Origin of the sequence: Streptococcus rupicaprae (assembly GCF_040545225.1) — a bacterium.
In the GTDB taxonomy this organism is placed as follows: Bacteria; Bacillota; Bacilli; order Lactobacillales; family Streptococcaceae; genus Streptococcus; species Streptococcus rupicaprae.
Map to the genome: position 1 here is coordinate 12812 of NZ_JBEPLO010000023.1, position 26715 is coordinate 39526.

Annotated in this window: 26 protein-coding genes and 2 pseudogenes; 3 read left to right on the forward strand and 25 right to left on the reverse strand. The window is 41.3% G+C overall.

The genetic code is table 11. From position 1 onward, the window contains the following. Window positions 1-42: 42 nt before the first annotated feature. Complete coding sequence (locus ABID29_RS09380) at window positions 43-237, forward strand: hypothetical protein (RefSeq protein WP_354365898.1); 195 nt, start codon at window positions 43-45, stop codon at window positions 235-237. Between the two features lie 732 nt (window positions 238-969). Here ABID29_RS09380 and ABID29_RS09385 read toward each other — a convergent pair. Beyond that, window positions 970-1311: an HIRAN domain-containing protein gene (locus ABID29_RS09385; protein WP_354365899.1), complete on the reverse strand. Its 342-nt coding sequence runs from the start codon at window positions 1309-1311 to the stop codon at window positions 970-972. 169 nt (window positions 1312-1480) lie between these two features. Here ABID29_RS09385 and ABID29_RS09390 point away from each other — a divergent pair, with 169 nt between their 5' ends. Next, window positions 1481-1873, forward strand: coding sequence for a (deoxy)nucleoside triphosphate pyrophosphohydrolase (locus ABID29_RS09390; RefSeq protein ID WP_354365900.1), 393 nt, complete (start codon window positions 1481-1483; stop codon window positions 1871-1873). A gap of 19 nt (window positions 1874-1892) precedes the next feature. Here the strand turns inward: ABID29_RS09390 and ABID29_RS09395 are convergent. The 24 genes and pseudogenes from ABID29_RS09395 to ABID29_RS09510 form a co-directional block, all read right to left on the reverse strand. After that, window positions 1893-4774 (reverse strand): annotated as a pseudogene (locus ABID29_RS09395) (DUF3427 domain-containing protein). 119 nt (window positions 4775-4893) lie between these two features. Continuing rightward, window positions 4894-5781: a hypothetical protein gene (locus ABID29_RS09400; RefSeq protein ID WP_354365901.1), complete on the reverse strand. Its 888-nt coding sequence runs from the start codon at window positions 5779-5781 to the stop codon at window positions 4894-4896. Between the two features lie 130 nt (window positions 5782-5911). Continuing rightward, window positions 5912-6454, reverse strand: coding sequence for a hypothetical protein (locus tag ABID29_RS09405; RefSeq protein WP_354365902.1), 543 nt, complete (start codon window positions 6452-6454; stop codon window positions 5912-5914). A gap of 1 nt (window position 6455) precedes the next feature. Continuing rightward, window positions 6456-6893: pseudogene (locus ABID29_RS09410) on the reverse strand (IS30 family transposase); the annotation flags it as partial. Next, entirely contained in the window at window positions 6844-7062 is a 219-nt protein-coding gene (locus tag ABID29_RS09415; protein ID WP_354365903.1) for a hypothetical protein, read from the reverse strand. The pseudogene ABID29_RS09410 and the gene ABID29_RS09415, both read right to left, overlap by 50 nt. Before the next feature lie 83 nt (window positions 7063-7145). Continuing rightward, entirely contained in the window at window positions 7146-8432 is a 1287-nt protein-coding gene (locus tag ABID29_RS09420) for a hypothetical protein (RefSeq protein ID WP_354365904.1), read from the reverse strand. A 262-nt stretch (window positions 8433-8694) separates the two neighbouring features. Next, a complete protein-coding gene (locus tag ABID29_RS09425) occupies window positions 8695-9753 on the reverse strand; it encodes a hypothetical protein (protein WP_354365905.1) in 1059 nt (352 codons plus the stop codon). A 47-nt stretch (window positions 9754-9800) separates the two neighbouring features. Next, window positions 9801-12449, reverse strand: coding sequence for a valine--tRNA ligase (locus ABID29_RS09430; RefSeq protein WP_354365906.1), 2649 nt, complete (start codon window positions 12447-12449; stop codon window positions 9801-9803). 2 nt (window positions 12450-12451) lie between these two features. Then, complete coding sequence (locus tag ABID29_RS09435) at window positions 12452-15475, reverse strand: AAA domain-containing protein (protein ID WP_354365922.1); 3024 nt, start codon at window positions 15473-15475, stop codon at window positions 12452-12454. Between the two features lie 29 nt (window positions 15476-15504). Then, on the reverse strand, window positions 15505-15918 hold the full coding sequence (locus ABID29_RS09440) for a VOC family protein (RefSeq protein ID WP_354365907.1): 414 nt from the start codon (window positions 15916-15918) through the stop codon (window positions 15505-15507). Window positions 15919-15920: 2 nt separating this feature from the next. Next, window positions 15921-16505, reverse strand: coding sequence for a GNAT family N-acetyltransferase (locus ABID29_RS09445; RefSeq protein ID WP_354365908.1), 585 nt, complete (start codon window positions 16503-16505; stop codon window positions 15921-15923). 1 nt (window position 16506) lies between these two features. Further along, complete coding sequence (locus tag ABID29_RS09450; protein WP_354365909.1) at window positions 16507-16860, reverse strand: VOC family protein; 354 nt, start codon at window positions 16858-16860, stop codon at window positions 16507-16509. After that, complete coding sequence (locus ABID29_RS09455) at window positions 16860-17432, reverse strand: DEAD/DEAH box helicase family protein (protein WP_354365910.1); 573 nt, start codon at window positions 17430-17432, stop codon at window positions 16860-16862. Before ABID29_RS09455 ends, ABID29_RS09450 begins: the two co-directional genes overlap by 1 nt. Continuing rightward, entirely contained in the window at window positions 17429-18013 is a 585-nt protein-coding gene (locus ABID29_RS09460) for a flavin reductase family protein (protein ID WP_354365911.1), read from the reverse strand. The genes ABID29_RS09455 and ABID29_RS09460 overlap by 4 nt, the downstream gene beginning before the upstream one ends. Next, entirely contained in the window at window positions 17997-18560 is a 564-nt protein-coding gene (locus ABID29_RS09465; RefSeq protein ID WP_354365912.1) for a GNAT family N-acetyltransferase, read from the reverse strand. The genes ABID29_RS09460 and ABID29_RS09465 overlap by 17 nt, the downstream gene beginning before the upstream one ends. A gap of 605 nt (window positions 18561-19165) precedes the next feature. Then, complete coding sequence (locus ABID29_RS09470; RefSeq protein WP_354365913.1) at window positions 19166-19618, reverse strand: helix-hairpin-helix domain-containing protein; 453 nt, start codon at window positions 19616-19618, stop codon at window positions 19166-19168. Window positions 19619-19634: 16 nt separating this feature from the next. Next, entirely contained in the window at window positions 19635-19889 is a 255-nt protein-coding gene (locus ABID29_RS09475) for a DUF1912 family protein (protein ID WP_354365914.1), read from the reverse strand. Next, window positions 19886-21211 carry a DUF438 domain-containing protein gene (locus ABID29_RS09480; RefSeq protein ID WP_354365915.1) on the reverse strand — a complete coding sequence of 442 codons (1326 nt, stop codon included), beginning with the start codon at window positions 21209-21211 and terminating at the stop codon, window positions 19886-19888. The genes ABID29_RS09475 and ABID29_RS09480 overlap by 4 nt, the downstream gene beginning before the upstream one ends. Then, on the reverse strand, window positions 21204-21443 hold the full coding sequence (locus ABID29_RS09485; RefSeq protein ID WP_354365916.1) for a DUF1858 domain-containing protein: 240 nt from the start codon (window positions 21441-21443) through the stop codon (window positions 21204-21206). The genes ABID29_RS09480 and ABID29_RS09485 overlap by 8 nt, the downstream gene beginning before the upstream one ends. Window positions 21444-21535: 92 nt before the next feature. Then, the gene (locus ABID29_RS09490) at window positions 21536-21853 is read right to left on the reverse strand and encodes a DUF960 domain-containing protein (protein ID WP_354365917.1); all 318 of its coding nucleotides are present in this window, start codon (window positions 21851-21853) and stop codon (window positions 21536-21538) included. 145 nt (window positions 21854-21998) lie between these two features. Next, window positions 21999-22403 carry a GNAT family N-acetyltransferase gene (locus ABID29_RS09495; RefSeq protein ID WP_354365918.1) on the reverse strand — a complete coding sequence of 135 codons (405 nt, stop codon included), beginning with the start codon at window positions 22401-22403 and terminating at the stop codon, window positions 21999-22001. A gap of 66 nt (window positions 22404-22469) precedes the next feature. Beyond that, window positions 22470-23003: a nucleoside tri-diphosphate phosphatase gene (gene ntdP, locus ABID29_RS09500; RefSeq protein ID WP_354365919.1), complete on the reverse strand. Its 534-nt coding sequence runs from the start codon at window positions 23001-23003 to the stop codon at window positions 22470-22472. An 85-nt stretch (window positions 23004-23088) separates the two neighbouring features. After that, the gene (recX, locus tag ABID29_RS09505) at window positions 23089-23865 is read right to left on the reverse strand and encodes a recombination regulator RecX (RefSeq protein ID WP_354365923.1); all 777 of its coding nucleotides are present in this window, start codon (window positions 23863-23865) and stop codon (window positions 23089-23091) included. A 9-nt stretch (window positions 23866-23874) separates the two neighbouring features. Further along, window positions 23875-24639: an aminoglycoside 3'-phosphotransferase gene (locus tag ABID29_RS09510; RefSeq protein WP_354365920.1), complete on the reverse strand. Its 765-nt coding sequence runs from the start codon at window positions 24637-24639 to the stop codon at window positions 23875-23877. 72 nt (window positions 24640-24711) lie between these two features. On the opposite strand from ABID29_RS09510, the gene rlmD reads away from it, so the two are divergent. After that, window positions 24712-26064, forward strand: a complete 1353-nt coding sequence (gene rlmD / locus ABID29_RS09515; protein WP_354365921.1) for a 23S rRNA (uracil(1939)-C(5))-methyltransferase RlmD — start codon at window positions 24712-24714, stop codon at window positions 26062-26064. The last annotated feature ends 651 nt before the right edge of the window (window positions 26065-26715 follow it).

Below are 26715 nucleotides of genomic sequence, written 5' to 3' on the forward strand. Positions count from 1 at the left end.
TCTTATAATACAATTATCAAATAGAAATTAGAGGATTTATCAATGGATAAGGCAAAAGAAATTTTTGAACAACTGCAAACCATCATCAAAGATGGCGACTTCGACAAGGCAAAGACCCTTCTTGAGGACAACAAGGACTCCCTCGGTGAGTACTTCGAACAAGCCAAAGCTCTTCTCTCTGGCAGCGAAGGCTTAGACGGTATCCTTGACAAGGTCAAAGGAATCTTTGGCAAGTAAACAGAAGAAGTTTACTTGTCTTTCTAACCATAAAGAGGAGTCTGGGACTAACATAACCCAGGCTCCTCTTTCAGTTTATTTATACTTCGAAAATGGCCTAAGAAACGAAGCTGATGATAGAACTAGAGTTCACCGAAGCCAATTGACAACGGCTAGGTTTGAGTTTAAAAGAGTATTAACTGCTAAGCTACCGGTTTCTAACAGTAAATAGAATCCGCTCCTTGCTACATGAAAGCAGGGAGTTTCGAGGTTTGAAGCAATCTCCTCTTAGTAAAGAATCAAATAAGAAAGACTAGTCCAAGAGGATCTATAAAGGAGTCAAGCAAGTCCAGAGAGCTCTCTTTCCCCTGGAATCTCTCGTTCTTCAAGTAGCACTCGGACTAGCCTATACTAAAAGAGAGCGGGACAACAATCGGTAATCCGCCAGAATTCGATTTCCCCTCACTCTTTCATTCCTAGGTTCAGGCTGAAATGGTCTATTCCCAGACCGTTTTTGATACTGACTCCGTCAGCTCTATTTCCAACTTCCAAAGGTCCCTCGGACTTTTGGAATTATGCAGGGGCAACTCTGAAACTGGCAAAGTAAGCATTGTCTCTTTCCAATTTCTAGAAGACAACCTTAGGCAGTCTAACACCAGGATGTCCAAGCTACCAACCACTGCGTCTTGCTCGACAATTCAAAAACAATTGAGAGGCTAGGACTGAGTCCCAGCCCCTTTCAGATATTTTTTCCTATGAACGACTATCCTTAAATTTCACAACGACGCGGAGCTGGCGCTCAGGATGAACGGTTAAGTCCACCATCTGAACTCGGGCTTCCAAGATATCCCCATGCCCATAGTAGAGCATACGACTAATCAGCGTGTTGCGGTCTTTGGGAATATAGCCCAGCTTCTTGCCCTGATAAAAAATGGCGACCGCTTCTGAATCATAGGGATTGGTCGGCTCAGCCAGCAGGTCCACATAGGTGCCCGGCTTCAACTGATCCACCACTTCCAATCCGTCATAATAGTTAAAAGCCGCCAAGTGAAAATCTTCCACATTGCGACTTGGTTCGTAGCTTGTAAAGGTCATAGGGAGCTCCTTTATGATTGGTATTGATATCTCTATTTTATCATAAAATGGGAAATTAAGATGAGACTTTTGTAAGACTATCTAACAAAGCATCTAGTACTTATTAATCCTATTAACCAAACAGCACAAAATATGATATGATAGAAACAGAATATATACGAGGTGAGTTATGAGTAAGAAAGTCATTCAGGTTGTTGCTGCTGCTATTAAAAAAAACGGAAAATATTTCTGCGCCCAACGTCCTGAAGGGAAAAGTCTAGGAGGTCTATGGGAATTTCCAGGTGGCAAGCTTGAATCTGGCGAGTCACCTGAAGAGGCACTTGTAAGAGAAATTCAAGAAGAATTTGCAAGTGTGATTCAGATTTTAAGCTATATTAACGAAGCTTCTTATGACTACGACTTTGGCACTGTTATCATGAAAACCTATGAGGCCGAACTACTATCTGGAGAGCTAACGTTATTAGAACACCAAAATTCCACTTGGTTAGCTCCTTCAGAACTACATCAATTAAACTGGGCTCCTGTCGATCGCCCGGCCGTTGACCTATTAAGCAAAAAATGAGATCCATCTGAACCTCATTTTATTTTGTCGTTAAATAGTGGAACAGGTCAGTTTTGACAGGATCTTTGAGCGTAAAAAGCATACTCACAACACTTTCACCTGCTCTCTCCATCTCCTCAGCACTGCTTTCAATATAATCCAGAGGCCCTAAATAATAGAAGTCTCCACCTTCCGCATCGTCTTTGATAACGAATAATTCTAACCGTAAACTATTTTCATGAGAGCCAATGATTTGTTTCACATCTGGAGAGTCTAGGGTTCGCTTATTTTTAGAGAACCATCTCAAGGTCGATTCATTGAGAAGTTCATCTTCATACTTGATGGTATCGCTAATGTCATCACTCTTATGATAGGTAACAAAAATCGGACAAGAGTTGGTATCCTTATCAATTTTGTAGCCACCAATATTAAGTGGTGGTTCATCCCGTTTAACATTCAGTAATTTGAGGACTTCACGACGAGAATATTTCTGCCCAAGTGTGAATACCTGTGGATAGTCTTTAGACTTCAGCAAACCAGTCTCAATCACATCTCTAAAGAATGCTAAATAAGTTGGATTGTGTTGCAATTCTGCCAAAACTTGCTCATTCAGCAGATAAACTTCATTATCTTTGCTTACCAATGAATCTGTACCAAAACGTTTTTGCTCCTGTGCTTTGAGAAAGGTTAAATTCAATACCCCTTCCACAGAGGCAATCACGTCGCTTGAAATATCTAAATCATTGGCAATCAAGGTTTCAAAATAAGCGTCAAATGAAATCTGACCATCATTTTCAAGGAGCAACTGCAACAAGATAAGTTCATGCTGGCGTTTACTACTCAAACATTCAAAGGTAATAAAAGATAGGAAGTTTTTAGGGATCTCTTCAAAATGCACGTTTTTATCACTAAACTTGCTCACCACATCCGCGTAGTCTTTGAAGGCATTATTATCAAAAAACGTTAACGGGTCAATTCCGTTATAGGTTACAAAGTCTTTCAAAAACGGTTGACGACCTAATTTATTTTCCAAATCAATGTAACTATCTCGCAAAATTTTTATACTGGACAGACTAGTATTGGTAATAGACTCAAAAATCTGTTTCCGAGCAATCTCTTCAAAATTAATCGCTGTTAAACCGCTGATCAGATTGGCTTCACGCACCTCACGTCTGTAATTATCCTTGTTCATGGACTGATCTCCAAAAAGAGCTACTGGAATGAGGTAGTTATTCCGGTAATTTCCGATAAAATCAATAATGGTCACGTAGTCTTTCGACTGGTGCTTACGTAAACCACGGCCTAACTGTTGGACAAAAATAATGCTTGATTCGGTATTACGAAGCATGACTACCTGATTGACACTTGGAATATCAATTCCTTCATTGAAAATATCAACCGTCAAGAGATAATCCAACTGACCATTTTCAAGTTGTTTGACCGCTTCTTCCCGCACAGCCTGGCTATCATCACCGGTCAAGGCCTGGGTTCGGAAGCCCTTTTGATTGAGAAGAAGAGGTAACTCCTTTGCTTCATTCTTGCTGGAACAAAACATAAGACCGCGAACCGATTCGCCACTATGACCATAATAGCCAATCTTATCAACAATATGGTTAACACGCGCTTCAGAGATCAAATTGGAAAAATCAACATCATCACTGATGAGCTCACCATTAACGGTAATATCCGTCACCCCAAAATAATGGAAGGGACACAACAACTCCGCATCCATGGCATCCTGTAAGCGAATCTCATAGGCGATATTGTAATCAAAGAGCTCATAGATGTTTTGACCATCAGTCCGCTCAGGAGTGGCTGTCATTCCCAGCAAGAAATCCGGTTCAAAGTAGTTCATGACTTTTTTATAGGATTCTGCTCCTGCCTTATGGACCTCGTCGATCAAAATATAGTCAAAAAAGCCTGGAGAAAAACGATGTAAATGCTCATCGCGTGATAAGGTTTGAATCGTCGCAAAGATATACCGTTTCGCCGATACATCGACTCCTGCCTTGTAAAGACAGGCCTCATCATCAGAAAATCCAAGCACACGCTGAAAACTTTCCAGAGATTTGCTTAAAATCTGTTCGCGATGGACAATAAAGAGCACGCATTCTGGACTGACCTGAAGCACATCAAAGGCTGATAAATAGGTCTTACCAGTTCCCGTCGCAGAAATCACAAGAGCCTTCTTTGCACCATTATCACGCACTCCCTGCAAACCAGCCAAGGCCTCTTCTTGCATCACATTAGGCTTGATTTGCTTTGTTTGGTAATCAGCAGATACTTCTTCCTCTACACTTGTCACCTGAATCACAGGTTTGCGCTTACGTTTGTATGATTCAATAATATCAGCACTCAATGGTCGTGATAAATCCCAAATCCTGTCAAATTCTTCCTTAGTCTGATAAATCAAATCCCCATTATCTGTCGAGTTGAGCTTGATATTCCACCCATAATTTTGCTTCAAGGCTGTCGCTGTTAAATTAGACGACCCAGCAATCAAAACTTGTTTGTTGTCCTGTTCAAACAAATAGTATTTGGAATGCAACTGCATGGATTCCTGAGAAATTCGGGCTTCCACATTTGGCAATTTCAACAAGTCATACATGGCCAAAGGGTCATTAAAATCAAGATACGGTGAAATCAAAATTTTCCCCTGAACCCCACGCGTAGCCAAATCGGCCAGCTGCGCCTTAATCATAGAAATCCCAGACTGGGTCACAAAAGCCACCGAAAAGTAAAAAGCCTTACTTTTAAGCAACTCCTCCTGCAAATCCGTCAGAACAAACCGCTTCTCTTCAGCTTCTCTTCAGCATTATTAATCAAAATCTTGGGCGCATAGGTCACATCCCTAAACCGCACCCGATCAATAAACCCAAATCGCATCGACTCTAATAACTGAGCCTCAAAAGCTGATCCCATAAAAATAGTCCTATCTAGTTGATAGAACTATTATCTAATATATTGGGAGGGATGTAAAGGGGGAGAAAAATCAAATTTTAAGGACTATTTATTTAAATTAATTGATTGGTATATTAATCCTATCTAAACCGATCCACATATAATCCATAATATAGATTATAAACATCTTCAATATAGTCGTCAGAATTATTTACACCTCTTATAACTCTTTTGATATTTTTAACTGAATATTTTTCATCATCTTTTCCTAGTCCTTCAACTATATTTCTAATTAAAATATAGATACTGTGCCAATCATTCTGTGAATCATTTTGAGCAATATTTCTTGTTTTACAATGTAATAGTTTTTCAAAAACTCTAAAAATAGGTGGTCTTTCAAAGTCCTCTTTAATCAAAATCGCAATGATTAAATATTGTAAATTATCGTCTAAATTATTAAGTATCTTATATTTTTTCTTATACAACACAGTTTTATTTGCAATATATTTCTGTCGTTTTAATAAATAATTTTCTTGATTATATAACGCTTGAATAAGAGAAACTAAAAACATACTGATAAAAACATATAATTGCCAAGCAGTATCACTGCTATCTGGAAGTATATCTTTTATATTTCCTGTGAACATAAGTCTAGAAAGATAAAAATTTAAAATAGTGGATGCTAAGCTAATGAGAAGAATAAAAGATTTATTTATAAGAATAAACCTATTCAATAAAATAACCCAAAGGATTTCTATTATCCAAAAAATAGGACTAAGTAACCAAATATATGAAGTTAAAATCCACTTATTTAATAAAAAGTTAGCAACTAAATATGAAAACATAGAAAACGAGGGAACTAGAGTTATCCAAAAAATAATACTGCTAGTACTTATGCTTGAATCTCTATTATTAAAAAACCTAGTTGTGAACCCTTGATACTCTTTCAAGTTAATATGAAAAAGAGTTCTAAGGATTGCAAACAGCAATAAAGAGCAAACTAACAAATAAAATATTGTCCAAATCAAAATCATTTCCTCTAACTTAATCTTCAACTACATTTAAATTATTTTTACCGAATTTTTTCACTTCCTCGAAATTACTTTTAAATATATTATTCGACACACAATAATGGTAAATATTTCCACCAAGCCCTTTTTAGAGGCTCCTATCTTTATAATACGGAAGTCTGATATTTACACTATTACTTAAAACAAGATTTCCAACAGGCTTCATAATCTCTTCCTTATATATAACGTTAATATCATATTTTAGTTGGCACGTTTGAAAGATTCGAATTTCAAAGTTAATTATAGATTCACCAGATTCTATCACTGTATTGATAGGTATCGTATAGGTATTTCTATATGCTTTTCTCAACTCACAATAATTTTTCGTCGAATCTTCAACATCCCTATCTGCACCTAGAGGTGTACAAAATACACGTTCTTGTTCATTAAATAACAGAATCATCTCATAAATCTTATCATTAGATTCATTATATACTTCAAACTCAAGAAGTTGATTAGAACTATCATCAAAATCATTGAGCCAGTCAATTAAATTTTCATCAATAAGATTTTCTATATCACCACCATTTATACATTGAATACTTTTTTTATTTTCAGATAAAAGTTGTTTCCCTCCTTCTAGTTCTGGATAACTTCTATAAATCTGAATTTTATATACCCAGATTGTCAAATTAAGCTAGACATTTTATGTAACTCAGAAAAACTTGATAAGGTGTTTGATAGTTTAGTGATTTCCTAGGAATGTTATTTCGTCTATCAGCTATAGCTGATAACACTTTTTGAGACAAGCCATTAAAATCCATTTGTTTAGGTAGTCCATGACGTCTTAATACCCCATTTGAGTGTTGATTTAATCCACGTTGCCCAGGGCAACCGGGATCCGCAAAGAAAATATCAATATCGTGCTGGTTGGAAATCGTCTTCCAATTAGAGAACTCTTTCCCACAATCAAAGGTCATTGATTTAAAGAGGTGTCTTGGAAATCTTGAGAGCCATCTAGTTAGTCCTTGTTCAATATCACTAGTTTTTCGCCCCTTTGTTTGAAGCGTGATAATAGCTTTAGACTGCTTTTCTACCAAAGTGATAACAGCACTTTGAAAAGGCAACCCTTTTCATACTTTTAAGCAACTCCTCCTGCAAATCCGTCAGAACAAACCGCTTCTCTTCAGCATTATTAATCAAAATCTTAGGTGCATACGTCACATCCCGAAAACGCACCCGATCAATAAACCCAAATCGCATCGACTCCAACAACTGAGCCTCAAAAGCTGATCCCATAAAAAATAGTCCTATCTAGTTGATAGAACTATTATCTAATATATTGGGAGGGATGTAAAGGATAAAATAACTTTTTAGCTTAATTATAGCATCTTAGAAAGTATCTGTTTAATATCTGTTCGTATTTTGTCATATACAAGTCCCATCTCATTTTCAAAACCAATTCGTTCAGACGCGATCTCAACATGTTCATTTAAATATACTTCTAAATTTCTAAGCAGGAAATCACTAAAGTAACCCTTTTTAGCAAGTAAAATTATATCATTAATATTATTTGTCATAATCTTAGCATCAACTGATTCGTCAAAAAGAGTACTGTATTTTTCAAGAAGCGGAGTATTAGACAAGTTCCCTTTGAAATAGTATCTCCGTTCCTCACTAAGCACTGTACATTTAGTATACCAATAATCATTGATATATTTTTTTATCGTTTCTAACAACTGTATAGTAATTTCATTCGAGAAATCGCTATGATGGTTTCTTAGATAAGTAATTGAAGCACCTAAAATTTCCCCTATATTATCCTTTTCAATCACACCAAGTATTTCTAAATTTTTATTTCCTGTAAAAACTCTATCTGCTACAATTGATTCTAATATCTGAGACCTATACCGAGAAAATCTCTTCTTTGCAACTTTTTCCCAAGCGACACTATAGATATTTTCTTTATATATTTCAGTACTTTTATCCTTTGGTTCATACTTCTCTTCTTGCTCAATTAAATAATCCGAAAGATATAATCGTCCTAAACTTTTGCTATAATTTAGATCTTCATCATTTTCAACTATACGATAATGAATCGTTATATCCCCTGTATAATATTGAAAATAGATCTCTTCGTCAAAATATGTTGTGCACTTGACTATTATCATTTCTAAGTCTTTTAAAGAAAATTCGTAGAGATAATCACCAGAGTTTTTCGTTCCTATAATCTGTGTTCTAACTTCAGCTTCTTTATCAGACAGTCTTCTTTCACAAACTAAAATATTTTCTAACGGAACATTATCTTCCATAAAAATTTTAATTTTTGCTTTCGCTACAGTATTATCTTTTTCAACTATAAAGTAGGGCCGTACAGAGGCAAAACGTTTTTCTCTATTTTCAAGATACTCTTTTTCTTCACGGTCATTCCTTCTTTGTTCATCTTCATAGCGTATATTTCTTTCTTTTTCATTCTGACTACTGAAAATCAGAAAGGTTATAAGAATTGCTAAAGCTGATAAAACAACTTCATAGTAGTTTTTATTCGCCATAGATATAAAATTATACACACTAGCAGCCAGAGAGTTATAGTCTCTAAATAATGGTAATAAAAGAGCTATTGCAATAACAAACAAATAAAGCAAAATTTTGAAAAACTTTTTAAACAATACTTATCTCCCTTTTATTAATTTATTATCATTATACCAAAAACCCAGACTTTTAGACTGAGTACTTTATTTATATTCGCTTATTTAACCAACTTCTCCATCTCTTTAATGCGCTCTATAGTCGCACTACGAAATTGCATTTGGTCAATAAAGCCAAATTACATCGGCTTCAACAACTGATCCTCACAGGCTGATCCCATAAAAATAGTCCTATCTAGTTGATAGAACTATTATCTAATATTTTGGGAGGGATGTAAAGGAATCAGAGAATATTATATTCTTTTTTTACTTTTGAAGGAGTATTGATTAATCTTGGTTCCTTTAACTTTACATCATCATAGTTACTTTCATTGATATTGTGATTCAATAGATAAGTAAACATATCATCGTCATATGGTGAAATTAAATGATAATTTGGAAAGTGTATAGTAATATTTTGCTTAATATATTTTGAAACGACTTTTGAGTTATTATCTAATAATTTCACCGAATATTGAACTTGGCAAGGAGCATCAACTAATATATTGAACCTTATTTGATTAACTCCCTTATATAAACTCTGATTCACTCTAAATTGATATTTTAACTGTTTATAAGGTTCCTCTAATTCAACAATAGGGGTTAAAGTTCTATCCACAGGACCTCCACCACCTAAATTCATGACAAACTTTTTAACCGAGGTTGAATATGGTATTTCAATTTGAGATAATATCTGATTACCTTCTGCAACACTTAACTCTAACTTTATCGATTGCTTATAATCAGGTAAACTATTTGAAAAATGTCGTAATAGATTCTGATTATCCAACTCTTTTGAAAAGATTTTTTTAATATCTCCTTTTTTTAAAATTAGTTGTGGTAAAGGGACGGTCTCCAGCAGCATGGTTTTATCAACCACTTTATTTATGTAATATATATTTGCAATGATTATATTTGATCGACTTGTCTTATTGCCATTATTAAATATTATAAAATTAACTTGTTGTTTTTCCATGTCAAATCCTCTTTGAACAATAATATCCTCACAAAAGTATTTTTTAACTTTAACATCTCCAATAATCAAGTCTTTTATTAAAATACTATCTTTGCTATTTTCAACTATTATTTCATTTTCAATATAGTTCTTCAGTATCTCTGGTTTATTTGAATTATATATAATATTTCCTTGGAAAGTCTTAGGAGCATTTCTAATATCAATCCTATTAATTTTTACTTTTCCTATTAATTTTTTCCACAACCAAGTTACTGAAGCTAAAATAATAGTAACAAATATACTAGTTAGAATGCCACTAATAATATCAGTTTTAATAAAATACTCCATACTATCCCTCTTCCCCTCTTCTCATCAAGATAATTTATTATACTACCTTATTTCCCCAACTTCTCCATCTCTTCAATGCGTTCTTGAGTCGCATCGTATTTAGCTTGGTAGTCGGTTTGTTTGGCTTTTTCTTTTTCGACGATTTCTGGTTTGGCATTGGCGACGAAGCGTTCGTTGCTGAGTTTTTTGCCGACCATGTCGAGTTCTTTCTGCCATTTGGCGAGTTCTTTATTGAGGCGTTCGATCTCTTCTTCCACGTTGAGCAGGTCTGCGAGTGGGAGGAAGATTTCTGCACCTGTGATAACGGCTGACATGGCAAGTTCTGGGTTAGTGATACGTGATGAGATTTCAAGTGTTTCTGGGTTGGTGAAGCGTTTGATGTAGTTGATATTGGCTGCGAAGAAGTCTTCCAGCTGTTTGTCAGCAGTCTTGATGAGGATGGTAATTGGTTTGCTTGGGGCAACGTTGACTTCCGCACGCGCATTTCGCACGGTACGAATCAGGTCTTTCAAGCTTTCCACGCCTTTGTGCGCAGCTTCATTTTCAAAGGCCGCATCAACCGTTGGGTAGTCCGCAGTCACGATTGAGCCTTCAGCGTATTGGCCAAAGATTTCTTCCGTCACAAACGGCATGATTGGGTGGAGGAGACGAAGAATCTTATCCAGCGTGTAGAGGAGAACAGATCGGGTGATGACCTTCTCGTCTTCGTTGTCGCTGTAGAGGACCTCCTTGGTCAGCTCCACGTACCAGTTGGCGAACTCTTCCCAGATGAAGTTGTAGAGGATGTGACCAGCCACACCAAACTCAAACTTGTCAAAGTTCTCCGTCACTTTACCGATAGTCTCATTAAGGTTGTGGAGGATCCATTTATCCGTCACATTTCCAGCTTCACCGCTAGCCACTTTCGCCACATTTGCCGTCGCATCTACCAGCGTCAAGCCTTCATTGTTCATGAGGATATAGCGGGAAATGTTCCAGATTTTGTTAATGAAGTTCCATGAGGCGTCCATTTTTTCATAGGAGAAACGGACATCCTGTCCTGGGGCAGAGCCGTTGGACAGGAACCAACGAAGGGCGTCGGCACCGTACTGGTCGATGACATCCATAGGGTCAATCCCATTTCCAAGGGATTTGGACATCTTGCGCCCTTCTTCGTCACGGATGAGCCCGTGAATCAGGACGTTTTGGAATGGCTGGCGCCCAGTAAATTCAAGCGATTGGAAAATCATGCGAGACACCCAGAAGAAGATGATGTCGTAACCGGTTACCAAGGTCGAGGTTGGGAAGTAGCGCTTGAAGTCTTCCGCATCTTCATCAGGCCAACCCATAGTTGAGAAAGGCCAAAGGGCAGAGCTGAACCAAGTGTCAAGGACGTCTTCGTCCTGTTTCCAGCCCTCACCTGCTGGGGCTTCTTCGCCAACGTACATCTCACCAGCTTCATTGTACCAAGCTGGGATCTGGTGACCCCACCAGAGCTGACGAGAGATCACCCAGTCATGCACGTTTTCCATCCATTGGAGGAAGGTGTCATTGAAACGTGGTGGGTAAAATTCTACCTTGTCATCGGTCGATTGATTGGCAATGGCATTTTTCGCCAATTGGTCCATCTTGACAAACCACTGGGTTGACAAGCGCGGCTCAACTACAACACCTGTCCGCTCTGAGTGGCCAACAGAGTGGACCCGTTTTTCAATTTCAACAAGGGCACCGATTTCTTCCAACTTAGCAACCACTGCTTTACGCGCTTCAAAGCGGTCCATGCCCGCAAATTCACCAGCCAAGTCGTTCATGGTGCCATCGTCATTCATGACATTGACCTGTGGGAGGTTGTGGCGCTGACCAACCTCAAAGTCATTTGGGTCATGGGCTGGCGTGATTTTAACCACTCCTGTTCCGAACTCTGGGTCTGCGTGCTCGTCACCTACGATAGGAATCAGTTTGTTGACGATGGGGAGGACCACATTTTTACCGATTAGGTCCTTGTAGCGAGGGTCTTCTGGATTGACAGCGACAGCCACATCTCCCAACATGGTTTCAGGGCGCGTGGTCGCGACCTGAAGCCCGCGCGAGCCATCTTCCAGCATATAGGTCATATGGTAGAAGGCGCCCTCCACGTCCTTGTGGATGACCTCGATGTCAGAGAGAGCGGTGCGAGCTGCCGGGTCCCAGTTGATGATGAACTCACCGCGATAAATCCAGCCCTTCTTGTAGAGCTCGACAAAAACCTTACGGACGGCTTTGGAGAGGCCCTCGTCGAGGGTGAAACGGTCACGCTGGTAGTCCAAAGACAAGCCCAGCTTGCCCCACTGCTGGCGAATGGTCTCGGCGTACTCTTCCTTCCACTCCCAGACCTTGTCTAGGAATTTCTCACGACCAAGGTCGTAACGGGTGATGCCTTGCTCACGCAAGCGCTCCTCCACCTTAGCCTGGGTCGCAATCCCCGCATGGTCCATACCAGGAAGCCACAAGGTATCAAAGCCCTGCATTCGCTTCTGACGGATAATGATGTCCTGCAAGGTCGTGTCCCAAGCGTGCCCGAGGTGCAATTTACCCGTCACGTTTGGCGGCGGAATCACGATGGAATAGGGCTTGGCTGTCTCGTCACCAGACGGTGCGAAGACATCGGCCTCAAGCCATTTAGCGTAGCGACCAGCCTCTACCTCAGCTGGATTGTATTTTGGTGAAAGTTGTTTCATGTTTAATTACTCTTTCTATTTAGTATATCTAACGTATCCTTTATAATTGGTGATTGTAACCCTTGATAGAGTGATTTATCTCCTATGATATAAAATTCTTCTTTGGCTCTAGTTGCAGCAACATTCATAATGTTGGCTTGAGAAACAGCCCATCTTGCCGCTCCTTTGCTACTGCTATCTGCACCAAGAACAAAATAAACAATCTTTGCTTCTTTTCCTTGAAATGTATGAACAGTTCCTACGTTACTAGGTTTACCACTCACATATTTTGTAAAACCAATGCCTTTCAATAAACTTGATAATTTACCAGCAACATGTTTAAAAGGCGTTATGATAAAAATGTCGTTCCAATCTTCTTCTCTTCGTTTTAACTCATCAATCAAGTACTCTCCTTGTTGTTTGACATACTTATCTTTTGCGGTTCCCGAAATATTTATCCATTCCCCTCTACCTCTACTTGGTATCCCTTGAACCATCAGGCTATCATAAGAGATTTTATTTGAAATGCTAAACATCGGATCTTTACAACGCCTGTGTACCCAAAGTGGAATGCCTATCCAGCTACCATTAGTTTTTTCAAAACCATATCGGCTAGTTGAATCTATTAACGACTGTGTTGATGCAGTAGTAGAAAGAAAATCATCACTAATAGAATAGTGTTCTGCCAACATTCCTAAAACATTGGTATCTAAGGTAAGCACAGGTTGAATCTGTGATGGATCTCCCACAGCCATCACTCGCTTGCTCCTCATAATAGCTCCGACACTAGCTTGTGGTAAAGCTTGACCTGCTTCATCTATGAATAGATTAGCAATTCCACCTTCACCCAATTGAGAAAACATCCTACCAAAACTAGCAAATGTCGTACTAATAACGGGAATAGCAAAATTAATCCAATCCCAAGAAGCTTGAATCAAGCCTTTTCCGTTTTCCCTATCTTGATATTTCTTAGGGTCAAACCAAATCCAAAGTGCTTTTTCAAAATGTTTTCTATTGTCATATAAAAACTGTTTTCGAACAGCTAATGCTTGTATAAATAATTTGCTCTGCTGGATGCGATAATCCTTATCAAACCAAGGATTGGATAATTGGAGTTCATCATATTCTAAGCTAAAATCAATATTTTGGATAGAACTCTGAGATACTTTTTCCTCTAATTGTTTAATCTGCACGCTATAGGAAGACAATGTATTAGAGCTGTTATTAAACCATTTTTGATACTCTGTTTGTTTTGACTGTCTGTCCGTACTAATCTTATTTCTTTCTTGTATTATATCTGAGCGACGTAACGTAAGTTGCCTTTCCTCATTTTTTAAACTCAAAAGTTGACTAGAAAAAGAACTTATTTTTTCATTGGATTGTTTCAATGAAGCATAATATTCAATTACTTCTGGAAAAGAAAGTAGTTTTTTCAACCATAGAAAAGTTGGCTTCGTTTCTCTTAAAACAAAGTCATCCTGTTTAGCAATTTGTATCTTTGATTCCAATACTTCCTGTCTATGAGACAATTCATCAAGATCTTGCTCAACGGATTGCTGCTCTTTAGCCAAGCCACAGTCTTTTTCATCAATCTTTTTGATAATTTCTGTTAATTGTTCTTTCTTATTTGCCTTATCTTGACTAAAGGAACTCTCTAATGCCTGCTTTTCATCTCGAAGTTTTTGTAATTGTTTGTAATGGTCCGCAATATCTTGTATTAGCCGACGTTTTGCAAAAAGAGACTCATACAACTGATTAAACTCCACATAGATTGCTCTATCAGATTCAAAGCTCTCTGATTTTAATTCAGCTAATATTCCCTCAAGTAGAGATTTCATTTTCCCTAAATTGACGGAATTCCCTCCTTCAGCAGAAATGCAACCCCAATTTTTGATAGCATTATCTGTATGTTTGCTATCATGTTCAGAATTAACAACTGATGTAAAATAGTCCACCTCTAACAATTGTTTTATAAATTCTGGTTCTTCAACCTTATCAATTCGAGGTAATTCATTAACAATATTTTGTACCGCCCCATTATTAGAACTCGCCACTACAATCCCTTTAGACGTAATATTTTCAGGAAGTGGTGCCAGTTTATATGGTTCTGAATAAACCAAACTTCCTTTCAATTCTGGATTAGAATAGCCACTAATAATCTTAGCCTGTTCCACAATAAATTCTGCAAAAATATCTTTCAGTAAGGTCGTTTTTCCTGTACCAGGCGGTCCATTAACACTACGAATAGTGTCTTTATCATTCAATGTCGTATTAATGGCTACCTGCTGCATAAATGACAAAGCATAGTCGGGCTTAGATGGAAAACGTCCCAAAGGATAACATAAGGGTTGCAGAATATCACCTAGTGCTTGCTTATTAAATGCAGATGAAGTTTTTCTGCTATCTAAGTTAATTCTTTGTTCTACTGCCTTACCAAAATAACGTTCTAAATTAGGTGTTAAACTAGCTTTTGCTTTTTCTAAATCTGTAATAAAAAAAGAATGTAGGTTCGTATCTGCAGTATCTAAATTATCAATAAATTTGACTCGACAGTCGTCAGGCTCAATATTGTACTTTTGAAAAACTTTTTCCAATGCTTGATGAAATCCCAACTCTTCAAATTGATTTGCACACCATTGACCTATCTGCTCTTCTATTTCGTAAAAACGTTCTGGTACCCTACCTTCTGTACGAATATAGCCACTCATTGTTAAAAAGAAATGATTGGCTAAAAAATCAAAGTCTTTGTTAAAATAGAGTGCAAATGTAAATTTATCAGAAGTAACTAAGTCTTCATTTGTAGGTGCTAGATGGTAAGAACTCCTTAATGTATCAACAACTTCTTGAAAAGGAAAAATACCGCAATAAATAGCAAAACCAGAATTCTTTTTAGCCTTTTGTCTGGATAAAAATTGAGAAAAAAATTGCTGATAATCCTGGGAGGTCTCAATTTGAGAGTATTCTTTCGAATTTTTCTTAATATCTCCTTCAGATAACTGTTCTACTGTTATCCAAGCATTCAAAATATTTGATTTATCATTTATCATCACCTCTATCCTCCTAACTTTCAATAATATTAAATAAAAGCAAAACAAAGTTCACTACTGCTATCCCCCACCACCTCCACTTTCATCCCATCTGGGTCTTCAAAATATAGAGCGTAGTGGTTCTCTCCTCCTGCATAGGGGTAGCGGTCATCGTAGAGGAGTGTAACACCTCTCGCCAGCAAATCTTTGCGAAGTTGGTCAATCTCTTCTCGATTGCCACCATAGAAGGCTAGGTGATTCAGCCCTGTTCGGCAACGATGATAGCCTGCATCAAGGAAGGCTGTTGGTGTTTGGACAAAGACGATATACTGCTCTACCTTTTTCATAGAAAAGCCTCGATCCCAGTCTTGGTAAAGTTCGTATCCAAATTGCGGGAGCAAATATTCATAAAAGACACGGCTGCGAGCTAGGTCGCTGACATAAATCTCAACATGGTGAAGCATGGTTAGGTCCTCAATTTTTTCCACTCACTTCTTAGTAAGCCATAGCGTAAATCCGCACAGCGATTGCCTTGAGCATCCTTGCGGTCACGAACGGTTGCTTCAAGGGTAAAGCCGAGCTTCTCAGCTAGTCTACGACTGGCTTGGTTGTAATCAAAGCAGGAAATCTCAACCTTGTGAAGGTTCAATCGAGTAAAGCCAGCTTCCAAAAAGGCTTGACAGGCTTCAGTCATGATGCCTTGTTGCCAGTAGTCTGGATGGAGGACATAGCCCATTTCCAGAACATCGTCGGCATGGCGATGGTTAAAATCGATAGAGCCAATGACCTTGTCCGTCCCTTTGAGGCAAATCCCATAGCCAGCTGGCAAATCTTGATCCGCATTGCGTTTTGGAAGGACCTGCTCTAGGTAGTAAACCTCATCTTCTACCGTCTTGACAGGCGGAAATCCTGCTGGCCAAGTCACCTCAGGAAGACTGGCATAGGCAAAAACAGCTTCTGCATCGGCCACCGTGCGTTCGCGTAGGAAAAGACGGTCCGTTTCACGATTTGGTAAGCAATTTTGTTCAAACTTTTCGTGATGGGTCGTCATACTAGGCCTCCTCAAATTGATAAAAATCCAACACAATGCCCTCAGGTCCTTGCACCAAGAGGGAATAAGTACCCCAGTCTGTTTTGGTCGGTGGATGGAGAATCACTTCATCAGCTGCTTGAAGGGATTGGTATTTCCCATCTACATCCTCAATTTGGACATGGAGAATGATCCCTGACTGGAAATGCTCCAGCGGAATGAGGGCCTTGTCTGACAGCATCAAACAGTGGCTACCAATCGTGAACTGGGCAAAATGCTCATCCTGATAGTCTGCTGAAAGACCCAGCAAGCTCTCCAATTTCGCACTTGCTTGGGGAACGTCTTTGACAAGAATATCTAGTTGATTAAGATCCATTAGTCCTTCTCCTTTTCCAAACGGTTGATATGAGCTACAATTTTTTCTGCTGTTTCCTTGGCGCTGATTGCTGTCGTGTCTAATGTCAAATAATAGTCCAAACCTTCTGGAACACAATCGGATACATATTGACATGTGTTAACTGTTCCTAGGATTTCCTTCTCAGAAACTGCCAGATTCCGTTTGAGAGGTTTGTGCTTAAGGCGATTTTCAGTCCGATTTCGTCTTAAGCGTTCCTCCAAACTCACATCCAATTCCACAAACAGGAGGTCTCGTCCATGCTGTTGAAAAATAGATTGGATAATCCTTAGAAAATCAAGGTGATTCGGATTATTAAAATCAATCACACTGGTTCCAATCCACTTTCTCCCATATTGAGCAAAGCTGTCACAAATAGTAAAGGTGAGGCGAGAGTTGAGATTCATCATTTCCTCGTTAAAGTCTGGGATAAATTTCAAGACAAAGTCAATCGTCTCATGATTGTGAACCAAGGTTGCCCCTGTTAATCTTTCTAGCTCTTGACCGACTGTCATCTTCCCAGAAGCTGGAGCCCCTATAATCAAGACGTTCATCGGTGTTCCTCTCTTCTCTTCCGACGGCGATTTTCTTTGAGGAAGTGTCCTAGGGGTTTCGTCTCGCCGGTCATCTGATGGTAGATTCTCGCTTTCTCGTCTCCCATATAGAGCATGGGATGAAAGGCTTGGCTTTGAAAGACACCGTCCACAAGTAGATTTTCCTCTGCCTCACGGTAGGTAATCCGCGCTACAAAATTAACATAGGCTCCAAATTCTACCATTTCTACCACCTGACATTCCATGCTCACCGGATAATCCGTGAGAACTGGCGCGTCAATCGTTTTTGCGGGCTGATAGGGAATTTTAGACAAGGTTAGCTTATCGCGGTGACTGACAAAACCTGCCTGCTCTGCCATCGCCATATGCTTCAAGGTTGGGATATTGAGGGTAAAGGCCTTGTATTGAGCGATCTGCTTGGTGGCATTGTTGTCCTTAAAAAGGCCGATGACCATCATATCTCCTAAAGAGTAGGAGGAGGTGCTGGTCGTGATGTTGTAACCAAATACCTCGTCCTTGTAGCCCAAGACAAAGACTGGAAAACCATAGTAAAATTTGGCTGTATCAAAGGGAATTTTCATGCCTTTTCTCCCAGTCGGCTTTCAGAAGTCCGAAAATTAACTTATCTTGATAGTTTCCATCAATCTTCTTGCGTTGACGCAGTCTAGCTTCTAAAGAGAAGCCCAGTTTCTCTGCGACACGCTGACTTTGGGGATTATGATCATAGACTACAATCTCGATCTTACGAAGATTGAGCTCCTGAAATCCAAAAGAAACAAGGGCTGAAGCAGCCTCTGGAATCAGTCCTTGCCCCCACAAATCTGGATGCAGGACATAACCAATTTCAAGAATATCTGGTTCTATTTCTTTCGCAAAATTGACTGTCCCCATCAGTCTATCCTCATTTTTGAGGCATATAGCATAGATTCGTTGGCGAACGTCATCACCTGCCTTATTCAAGTCCATCTGAATAAAATGTTGGCATTCTTCTATTGATTGATTCACAGGGAAGCCTGCCAAACGTGCAACTTCTGGTCGATGACCATAGTCATACATGGCTTCAGCATCGGTTAACCGAATGGGTCTTAACCATAAACGCTCTGTTACCAATGTTTTAAATTCCTTCATGGAAACCTCCTAACTGAGATATAGACTACACCGACACTCCCGTTACAGCTCATAGCAAGGAGAGCTGTTCCCAATACCTGCTTCACATTTTTATAAAAAATCCCTGACTAGCATAGGCTAGACAGGGACGAAGTTCTGTTACGATTTCCGCGGTACCACCCAGATTCGGGCCGTGACCCGCAACTTTGTTTCTTCAATTGTAGCCATCAGCAACCAGTTTTGACCAACCCGCGGATTTCTCAGCCTCACCGCTTTCTGTACAGTTGTTTTCTCAAAACACCTCTGAATAGCTTTATTGTAGCAAATCCTTTATCTAAAAGCAACTTTTTTAGCAACAAAGAGAACTATTCTCACCTCTCGGGCTACCCCGTCCATTTTCTGCTTTGGACACATCCAGATCTATGCAATTGATGCTATTGGCTGGACTCCTCCTACGACAGCGTATGATCGAACATGGGGTGCAACAACGGCTCCAGTTGCAATGACAGCCCTATCCCCAACTCCTCCAGGGCGAAGCCTTGCTAGATCCACATCCCTAAACCTTAATCGTTATCCCCAATTCCTTCAACTGCTTTTTCATTTCAAAGAAACCTTGCAAAACTGCTCTACTTCTTGAATGTGATCCCCAACTCTTTTAATTGTTTAATCGTTGCTGGTCCGATGCCTTTGAGCCCTAGGAGTTCTTCTTCTGTCCATTTGGAAAAGTCCTTAACAGACTGGATGCCTTCAGCATAGAAGGTTTCTAGGCGGGCAGTTGCTACACCGTCTAGCTCTGCTACAAAAGCGTCAAATGCCTTGGCAGCTTTTTTCTCTTTGATATCCTCAACCTTATCCGCTACTGCAGTTGTCGCTTCTTGAACCTTTTCAGTCACCGTTTCCACAGCCTTGCTGGTCGCTTCTGTCACATTGTCCACCAGATTCTCAGCGGTTTCGCTAACTGTTGCAGCAGCAACCTGAGCTGTCTGCACAGCAGCTCCTGCCAAGTCCTTACCAGCCTTTCTAAGAGCTGCAAATTGCTTCTTCAATACTTTCTTACGGTTTACTTTTTTCTTTACCATTTTTTCTCCTTTTTTCTTAATAATGTTTTTGGCCAAAAAGGCCATCTGGTAAATCATGGAAGGATTTCCCTTCCTGGTAGTTGGCAAACTTGCCCTTGATAAAGTGATAAGCATCCAACTTACTCTCGTAACGGATATAAGCATCTGCTGCCCGTTCATCCTGGTCTTCTTCGACGATACGGCGGCTCTCCTCCATGGCCATCTGATTGACCATGATTTGGGTGTCCACCCATTCCTCAAATTCTTTTAAAAATGTTTGTTCGTAACTCACTCGAATTCCTCTCCTAGCCCCCTATAAACATCTGTCTCAATCGCCCGATAAGGCCCAATATCCTGGACATATTCCAAGACTCCTTGAAATTCACCTGCCGCATCACGCACCGCCGCATAGGTCACATGGACAAACTGACCCCGTGAGTCTGACTTGAACCACATCTCAAACTTGTCTTTTTTTCCTGTACGAAGAGCTGTAAAAATCTGTTTGACCTTGGGCAAAAGTTTAGGTGGGTGACAAAGCTCGACATGGCGTCCAACCTGACTCGGTGTCCGCTTGAAAATCATCTCTTCAGCAGGGACACTATCATTGTAATACTGGAAGACATCATCCTTATTGACAAAGGTGATTTCCATCGGCAAGTGGTTAAGAATTAAGTTGGCCTCTTCAATTGAGAGATAGCCATTCCCAAACGCTTGGGGCGTCACACGATCAGCAAGGGGTTCCTTTTTAGGACTAAAGGAAATACGGACCTGACCAGCTGGCGTATCGATCACCTGAGTATTTGAATCGCCTTGAGTCTGCTCCAAGCTGGCTGTCGCGTCAAATTCTACCCGCTCAGGTTCCCATTTTTCATGAGGCATCACAATGGCGTAACCATAAGTATCGCTCTCGGAAGCAATTTGAAGCCAGTCATCCTGGGTCAGAGCCTCTAGTAGTAGCATGATTAGGATGGATTCTTCCTTGAAAATCATGGACTCAAACTCAGTCGCAAAGACTTCAAATTCCTCTTTGACCTCTGCTAATGAAGCTTGCGACAACTTATCAATAGCCTGGCTGGCTCTTTGGAATAATTCTCTAATCTGGTCATCCACGCCCCACATGACCTTGGGCGGTGCCGTATGGCCGTACTTTTCCATCCGCGGAAAGAAAAGCTCTTCCTTGCGCTGGTAATGGCGTTCAAACTGGCTTAGGAGAGCCATCTGACGTTTTAATCCCTGGCCGATAGCTTGCGCGTCCTCTTCTGAACTATCCCTTAAGCGTTCCAGGAGTCTGCGAATCCTTAAAAGTGCTGCCCTAAGGGCTAGATTCTCATCCCTAAAAATCCTTACTGGATGCCCTGGGTGTTCCGCGTCTGGCAGTTCAACGCCTTGAACAGCCCCTTTAAAAAGATTGGCGTGAACATCGCAAAGTTGCATCACATCCTCAAAGGTAATACCCGTATCAGCTGAAATCAATTCCTGCTCCATCAGGCTGATTTCGATAGCTGACACACCTGTAAAGTGCTCTTCAAATCGAGCCTGAACCGTTTCAGGAGAGGCTCCCTGGTGCAGTTCTATTAAGATGCCTTTTAAAATGTCAATCCGTTCCTTACTCATGTTCAACCCCTAGGACTTCATAGCCATTGTTCTCAAGTGTGGATCTAATTTTTGTCAAGGGAATACCCGTCATCTTGGAACCTGCTTTTAGGCTAGTCACCTTGCCAACCGTATGTCGCATGGCAGGATTGGCCAAGGGCTTAAACCCCAAATCAACCAGCAACTCCAAGAGTTCTGGGTGATCTTTCAGCAAATCAGCTACCGGCTGGTTTAAATCAATCGCATTCTGCATAAAGACTCCTTTTATTTCCTTCCATTATACTAAAAAGCCCCTGATTTGTCACATATAGCCATAAAAAAACCTTGACACAACAAGGCTCAAGGTCAAATCATATGGGCCTCTTCCGGCAAGGTAACCGTCTCTCGGCCATTGCGATCAATCACATAAACCGTGTGAGGGTAAAAGTGGTCAAAAGGAAAATCATAATCAAAGGTGATCCGAACAGGAAACTGTTCCTGCGAAAAGGCGATGGAAATCTTCCCTTTCCGATTGACTAACCGAAAGGTCAAAACCGGCTGTAAAGGAATCACGCCCTTTAACTTATTATCAATAATCTCCCAAAAGACATCAATCATCTCACTCGGAAGGACTGTGACAATTCCAAAGCTGGCATAGCGCCCTCTTGTGTTTGAAAAAGCCATCTCAACCTCCTTTCAATCCTGGCAGAATAACTGCCTGTTCGCTGCTAAGCGACTGGTTACTTCTACTATTTTCCTGTCGTCAAGAAATGGTTATAGTGATTTTACAGCAATTGCCCCTAAAATGCAAGCATTTTAGCAAGGTATACTAGCCTAAATACTTGACCAGGTGGTATTTGGTGATCCCCCTTTGGGGGACATCCGGCAGGGTTCCGTAAATCTGGTAGCCCAGCTTGCGGTAGAAGCCCTCAGCCTGGTAAGACTTGGTTGATAAGGTAATCGACCGGATTCCACGCGCTGGTAAAATCTCTTCCAGCTCTGCTATGAGCGAAGCCCCTAACCCTTGCCCACGGTGCGCCTCCCCGACAACCAAATCCGTGATATGGGCATTTTCAAGAACTAGCTTGGCCCGCAAAACAGCTCTTAGTCCCTGCTCATCTTCCCGAGTCAGGGTAAGGTAATCCGGTGTCGTCTTGCCAGCCTTCTCCTGGCCGAAAGACGCTTGATACTGCTCTTCAAAAATCCGATCGATAAATGCATTGATCTCTTCCACAATAGCCTCCCTTGACAGATAAGACGACCCCCACTAGCTAAGCCAATGAGGGATATCTTTGCGACTTTAACGGTTTTTCAGTTCCAAGTAGCGCTTGTACCAGATGTTGACATAGGCCTGTGAAAAAGGCCCCTTGCCATGGTTGATCCAATCCACCAAAATCTTGACATTTTCCTTTAAAATATAGTCAATATCTCTCGAATACCGCATCTCCCGTTTATGACGTTCATACTCTTCTACGTCCAATAAACGCTTTTCCCCGTCCGTAAAGACCTTGACATCCAAGTCATAGTCAATATATTTCAGAGCTTCGCTATCCATGAGGTAAGGACTGGCCATATTGCAGTAATAAGACACTCCCGTGTCTCTGATCATGGCAATGATATTGAACCAATATTTTTTATGGAAATAGACGACTGCTGGCTCTCTTGTCACCCAGCGTCGCCCATCATTTTCCGTTACCAGGGTGTGATTATTGACCCCGATAATGGCATTTTCTGTTGTTTTGAGTACCATGGTGTCTCGCCACGTCCGATGCAAGCTACCATCATGCTTATAACTTTGAATTGTAATAAAGTCGCCTTCTTTTGGTAGTTTCATCACTTCCCAACTTTCTACAATTTAAGTTTTACTCAAATAGTCTACCATAATTTTGGAAAATTTTCATGATTTTTAATTCAAAAGCTCACAAATAATCTCTCAAGGCAGCCCCTATATCGGAAAAATCGAACCCTTTTCGAGCCAGCGCTTGCGTCAATCGCTGTTTGAGCTCGTAGCCCTCATATTTTCGACTGTATTTGGGGTATTGCTTATCTAACTCCTTGAAAATTAGCTCTTGGAGCGTTTCCTCATCCTCTTCAAGGGCTAAATTAGCCACTGCTCGCTTAGCAGGCTCATAAGAAACCCCCTTGGCCATAAGCCCTTGGAGCAACTTGTCCTTGACCCCCTTGATTGGGTATTTCCCCTCGTATTTGCGGCGCAATTTCTCTGCCACGCGCTGGCATGTTTCTTCAAAGTCAGCGTGATCTAAGGCCTGGCTGATAAGACTGAGAGGCAAACCTTTTTGAAGTAATTTTTGCTTGATGACTTGTGGCCCCTTATCCCCTGCATGGAGATTGGCCTCAATCACTTGCTGGGCGTAGCGGGCATCGTCTAGCCACTTGTCGGCTGTTAGACTATCGATGACCTGAGGAATAATTTCTTCTGCAATCTCATGCTTGGCCAGATAATCGCGAACCTCTCTAGTCGTCCGTTGCTTGAAGGACAGGTGATAGAGGGCCAGGTTTTTCCCGTAGGAAAACTGGACAAAGGTTCGAATCTCTTCCAGCTCTTCCTTGCTGACAGCCTTGCCCTTGGTCAGCATGAAGCGAACAAGGGTGTCCTCAGTGATATAGAGTGTTTCCGTCTCATCTAGCTCCAGCAGGTAGAGACGCTTTTTCTTTTCCAGTTTGGTGATGTTCATCATATCTTTCTATCCAAAAGCTTCAATAGCAGCAATCAGTTTTAGTTTCTTTTCGTTAACCAAGTCCCGACCGTAATGGTCCAAAAAAGTATCGCTATATTGGTCTGTTCCCAAATTATAGTTGAGCGACCAGATGGCCCAGTAGAGGTCGATGTGGCGGTCGGATAGACCAGCCAACCCCAAGTCAATCAGGGCGGTTAAGTTGAGCTGGTCATCGAAGAGAACATTTGGCAGGCAGTAATCCCCATGAATCAAAGTGTCAGCCTGTAAGAGGTCTTGTTGCTCTGCTATGAGGGCGTAAGCCTCTTCACGGCATCTAATGCCAAATCGAGGTAAGAGGGCCTTAGTCCAGAAGCTACCAGCCTCGGCATTAGCCTTGGCGGTGTTCAGGTAGTCCGCTAGGCGATTGTCGTCCCCCATGGGAGGCTTTGGTCGGTCATGGAGGGCACGCAGGGTTTTGGCTAAAGCATAGCAGAGCTCCTCGGGACGGTCAAGGTAGGCGTGGGCAGGGTGCCCGTAACCAGCTCTGGTCAGCAGGTAATCGCGGTCGTCAGTGATATAAAGTACGACTTCAACCCCCAGTCCCTGCTGGAAGAACCAATCCGCCCACTGGGCTTCACGAGCCAGTTGGTTTGGGGCGTCCACCTTCAAAAAATAGCCTGTACTCAATGCCCAGACAGTGGCAGTTGAGTGAGAACTGCAGGCCTTGATGCTTGCTTCTGTCAGGTAGGGGGCGAGGGCTTTGGGAAAATCGTGTGGCTTTAAGCTGGTCATGGCGGTCTCCTTTTCTGTCATTATACCACGTTTTCCGTGGTATTTGCTAGAACAAAGTGGTACAATAAACCTATGCTATTACGAGAAAAACAACGCTTCCCCTTAAAAATCAAGCGGATGGGGATTAACGGTGAAGGCATTGGGTTTTACAAGAAAACCTTGGTCTTTGTCAAGGGTGCCCTGAAAAGTGAGGAGGTTTACTGTCAGGTCACACAGGTGCAGAAAAATTTTGTCGAGGCCAAGATTCTGAGTGTGAACAAGTCGTCCAAGTTTCGGGTGCAGCCAGCCTGTCCGATTTACGAGGCTTGCGGTGGTTGTCAAATCATGCACCTTCGCTATGACAAGCAGCTGGAGTTTAAGACGGATTTGCTCCGTCAGGCATTGAAAAAATTCCAGCCAGCAGGCTATGAGAACTACGACATTCGCCCGACCATCGGCATGGACAAGCCTGTTCACTACCGTGCCAAGCTACAGTTTCAGACCCGTTCCTTTGGTGGTTCGGTCAAGGCAGGACTTTATGCTGAAGGTAGTCACCACTTGATTGACATCAAGGACTGTCTAGTGCAGGATAAGCTGACGCAGGACATTATCAACAGCACGGTTCGGCTACTGGACAAGCACCAGGTGCCCATCTACAATGAGCGAAAAGTCGCAGGGGTGCGGACGGTCATGGTGCGTCGGGCAGTAGCGACCGATCAGGTTCAGATGATTTTTGTCACCAGCAAAGCGGTCAGACTGACAGGAGTGATCACGGACTTGACCACCGCTTACCCAGAAATCAAGACCGTAGCGATCAACCTTAACACCAGTAAATCCAGCGAGATTTATGGCGAGCAGACAGAGATTGTCTGGGGGCAGGAGACCATTCAAGAAGAGGTGTTGGACTACGGCTTTGCCCTATCTCCTCGGGCCTTTTACCAGCTCAATCCCCAGCAAACCAATGTCCTCTACGGTGAGGCGGTGAAGGCCTTGGATGTGACGGCGGACGATGACCTGATCGACGCTTACTGTGGGGTTGGTACGATTGGCTTTGCCTTTGCAAATAAGGTGAAAAGCGTCCGTGGCATGGACATTATCCCAGAAGCCATCGCAGACGCTAAGCAAAATGCAGCAACCATGGGCTTTGACAACACCTACTACGAAGCGGGCAAGGCTGAAGACATCATTCCGAAGTGGTATGCGTCGGGCTACCGTGCCACAGCCCTTGTCGTCGACCCGCCGAGAACTGGCTTGGATGACAGGCTTCTCGATACCGTGCTCCGCTATGCCCCTGAAAAAATGGTCTACGTCTCCTGCAATGTCTCGACCTTGGCGCGGGACTTGGTCAAGTTGAGTGAGGTCTACGAGGTCGAGTACATCCAGTCCGTTGATATGTTTCCGCATACCGCGCGGACAGAGGCGGTGGTGAAGTTGGTACGTAAATAGCTCCCTCGCTTTTACATTTCTAGGCTCGGGCTGAAATGGTCTCTTCCCAGACCATTTCACTCCCCCATACCGCACGGACAGAGGCGGTTGTGAAGTTGGTGCGTAGGTAATACGTTAGCTCCTTACTGGTTTGCTTAGCTGAGGTGAATATTGGATAAAAGTCGCTTGTTTTACCTACAATAGAGTTAAGTCTTCTCTAATTCGGGGATGTTATTAGATCTTTTAGCCCTGCTAAATTATATCGGTTGCAAATACCTTTTCAGTTGTTTCAGGAATGATTTCCCCCTAAATGTTACTTTATCCTAATTTTCTGCTTTGAAAAAGTAGTTTAAATATCGTATTTCTGAGCTGTCAGTAGTTCCCGATTGACTTGCGGCTCTCTAATACTTCAAAACAGTTGCAGCAAAAAATAATGTTGCAACTGTTTTATTGTTATTTAGCCAATTCTGTCGAATTACCGATTTCTGTCCCACTCTCTTTTAAATTTGCAAACTTATCACCCTTTTAATAATGCCATAATCTCATCAGGAGTCTCCTGACAGCCCTTGGCTACCCAGAGGCCGGGCAAAAACTAGCCTCAAAATCAAACCACACAGTGACTTCTATCTTGAAAACAATCAAGATGAAAGAATCACTGTGTGGTTTTTGAGT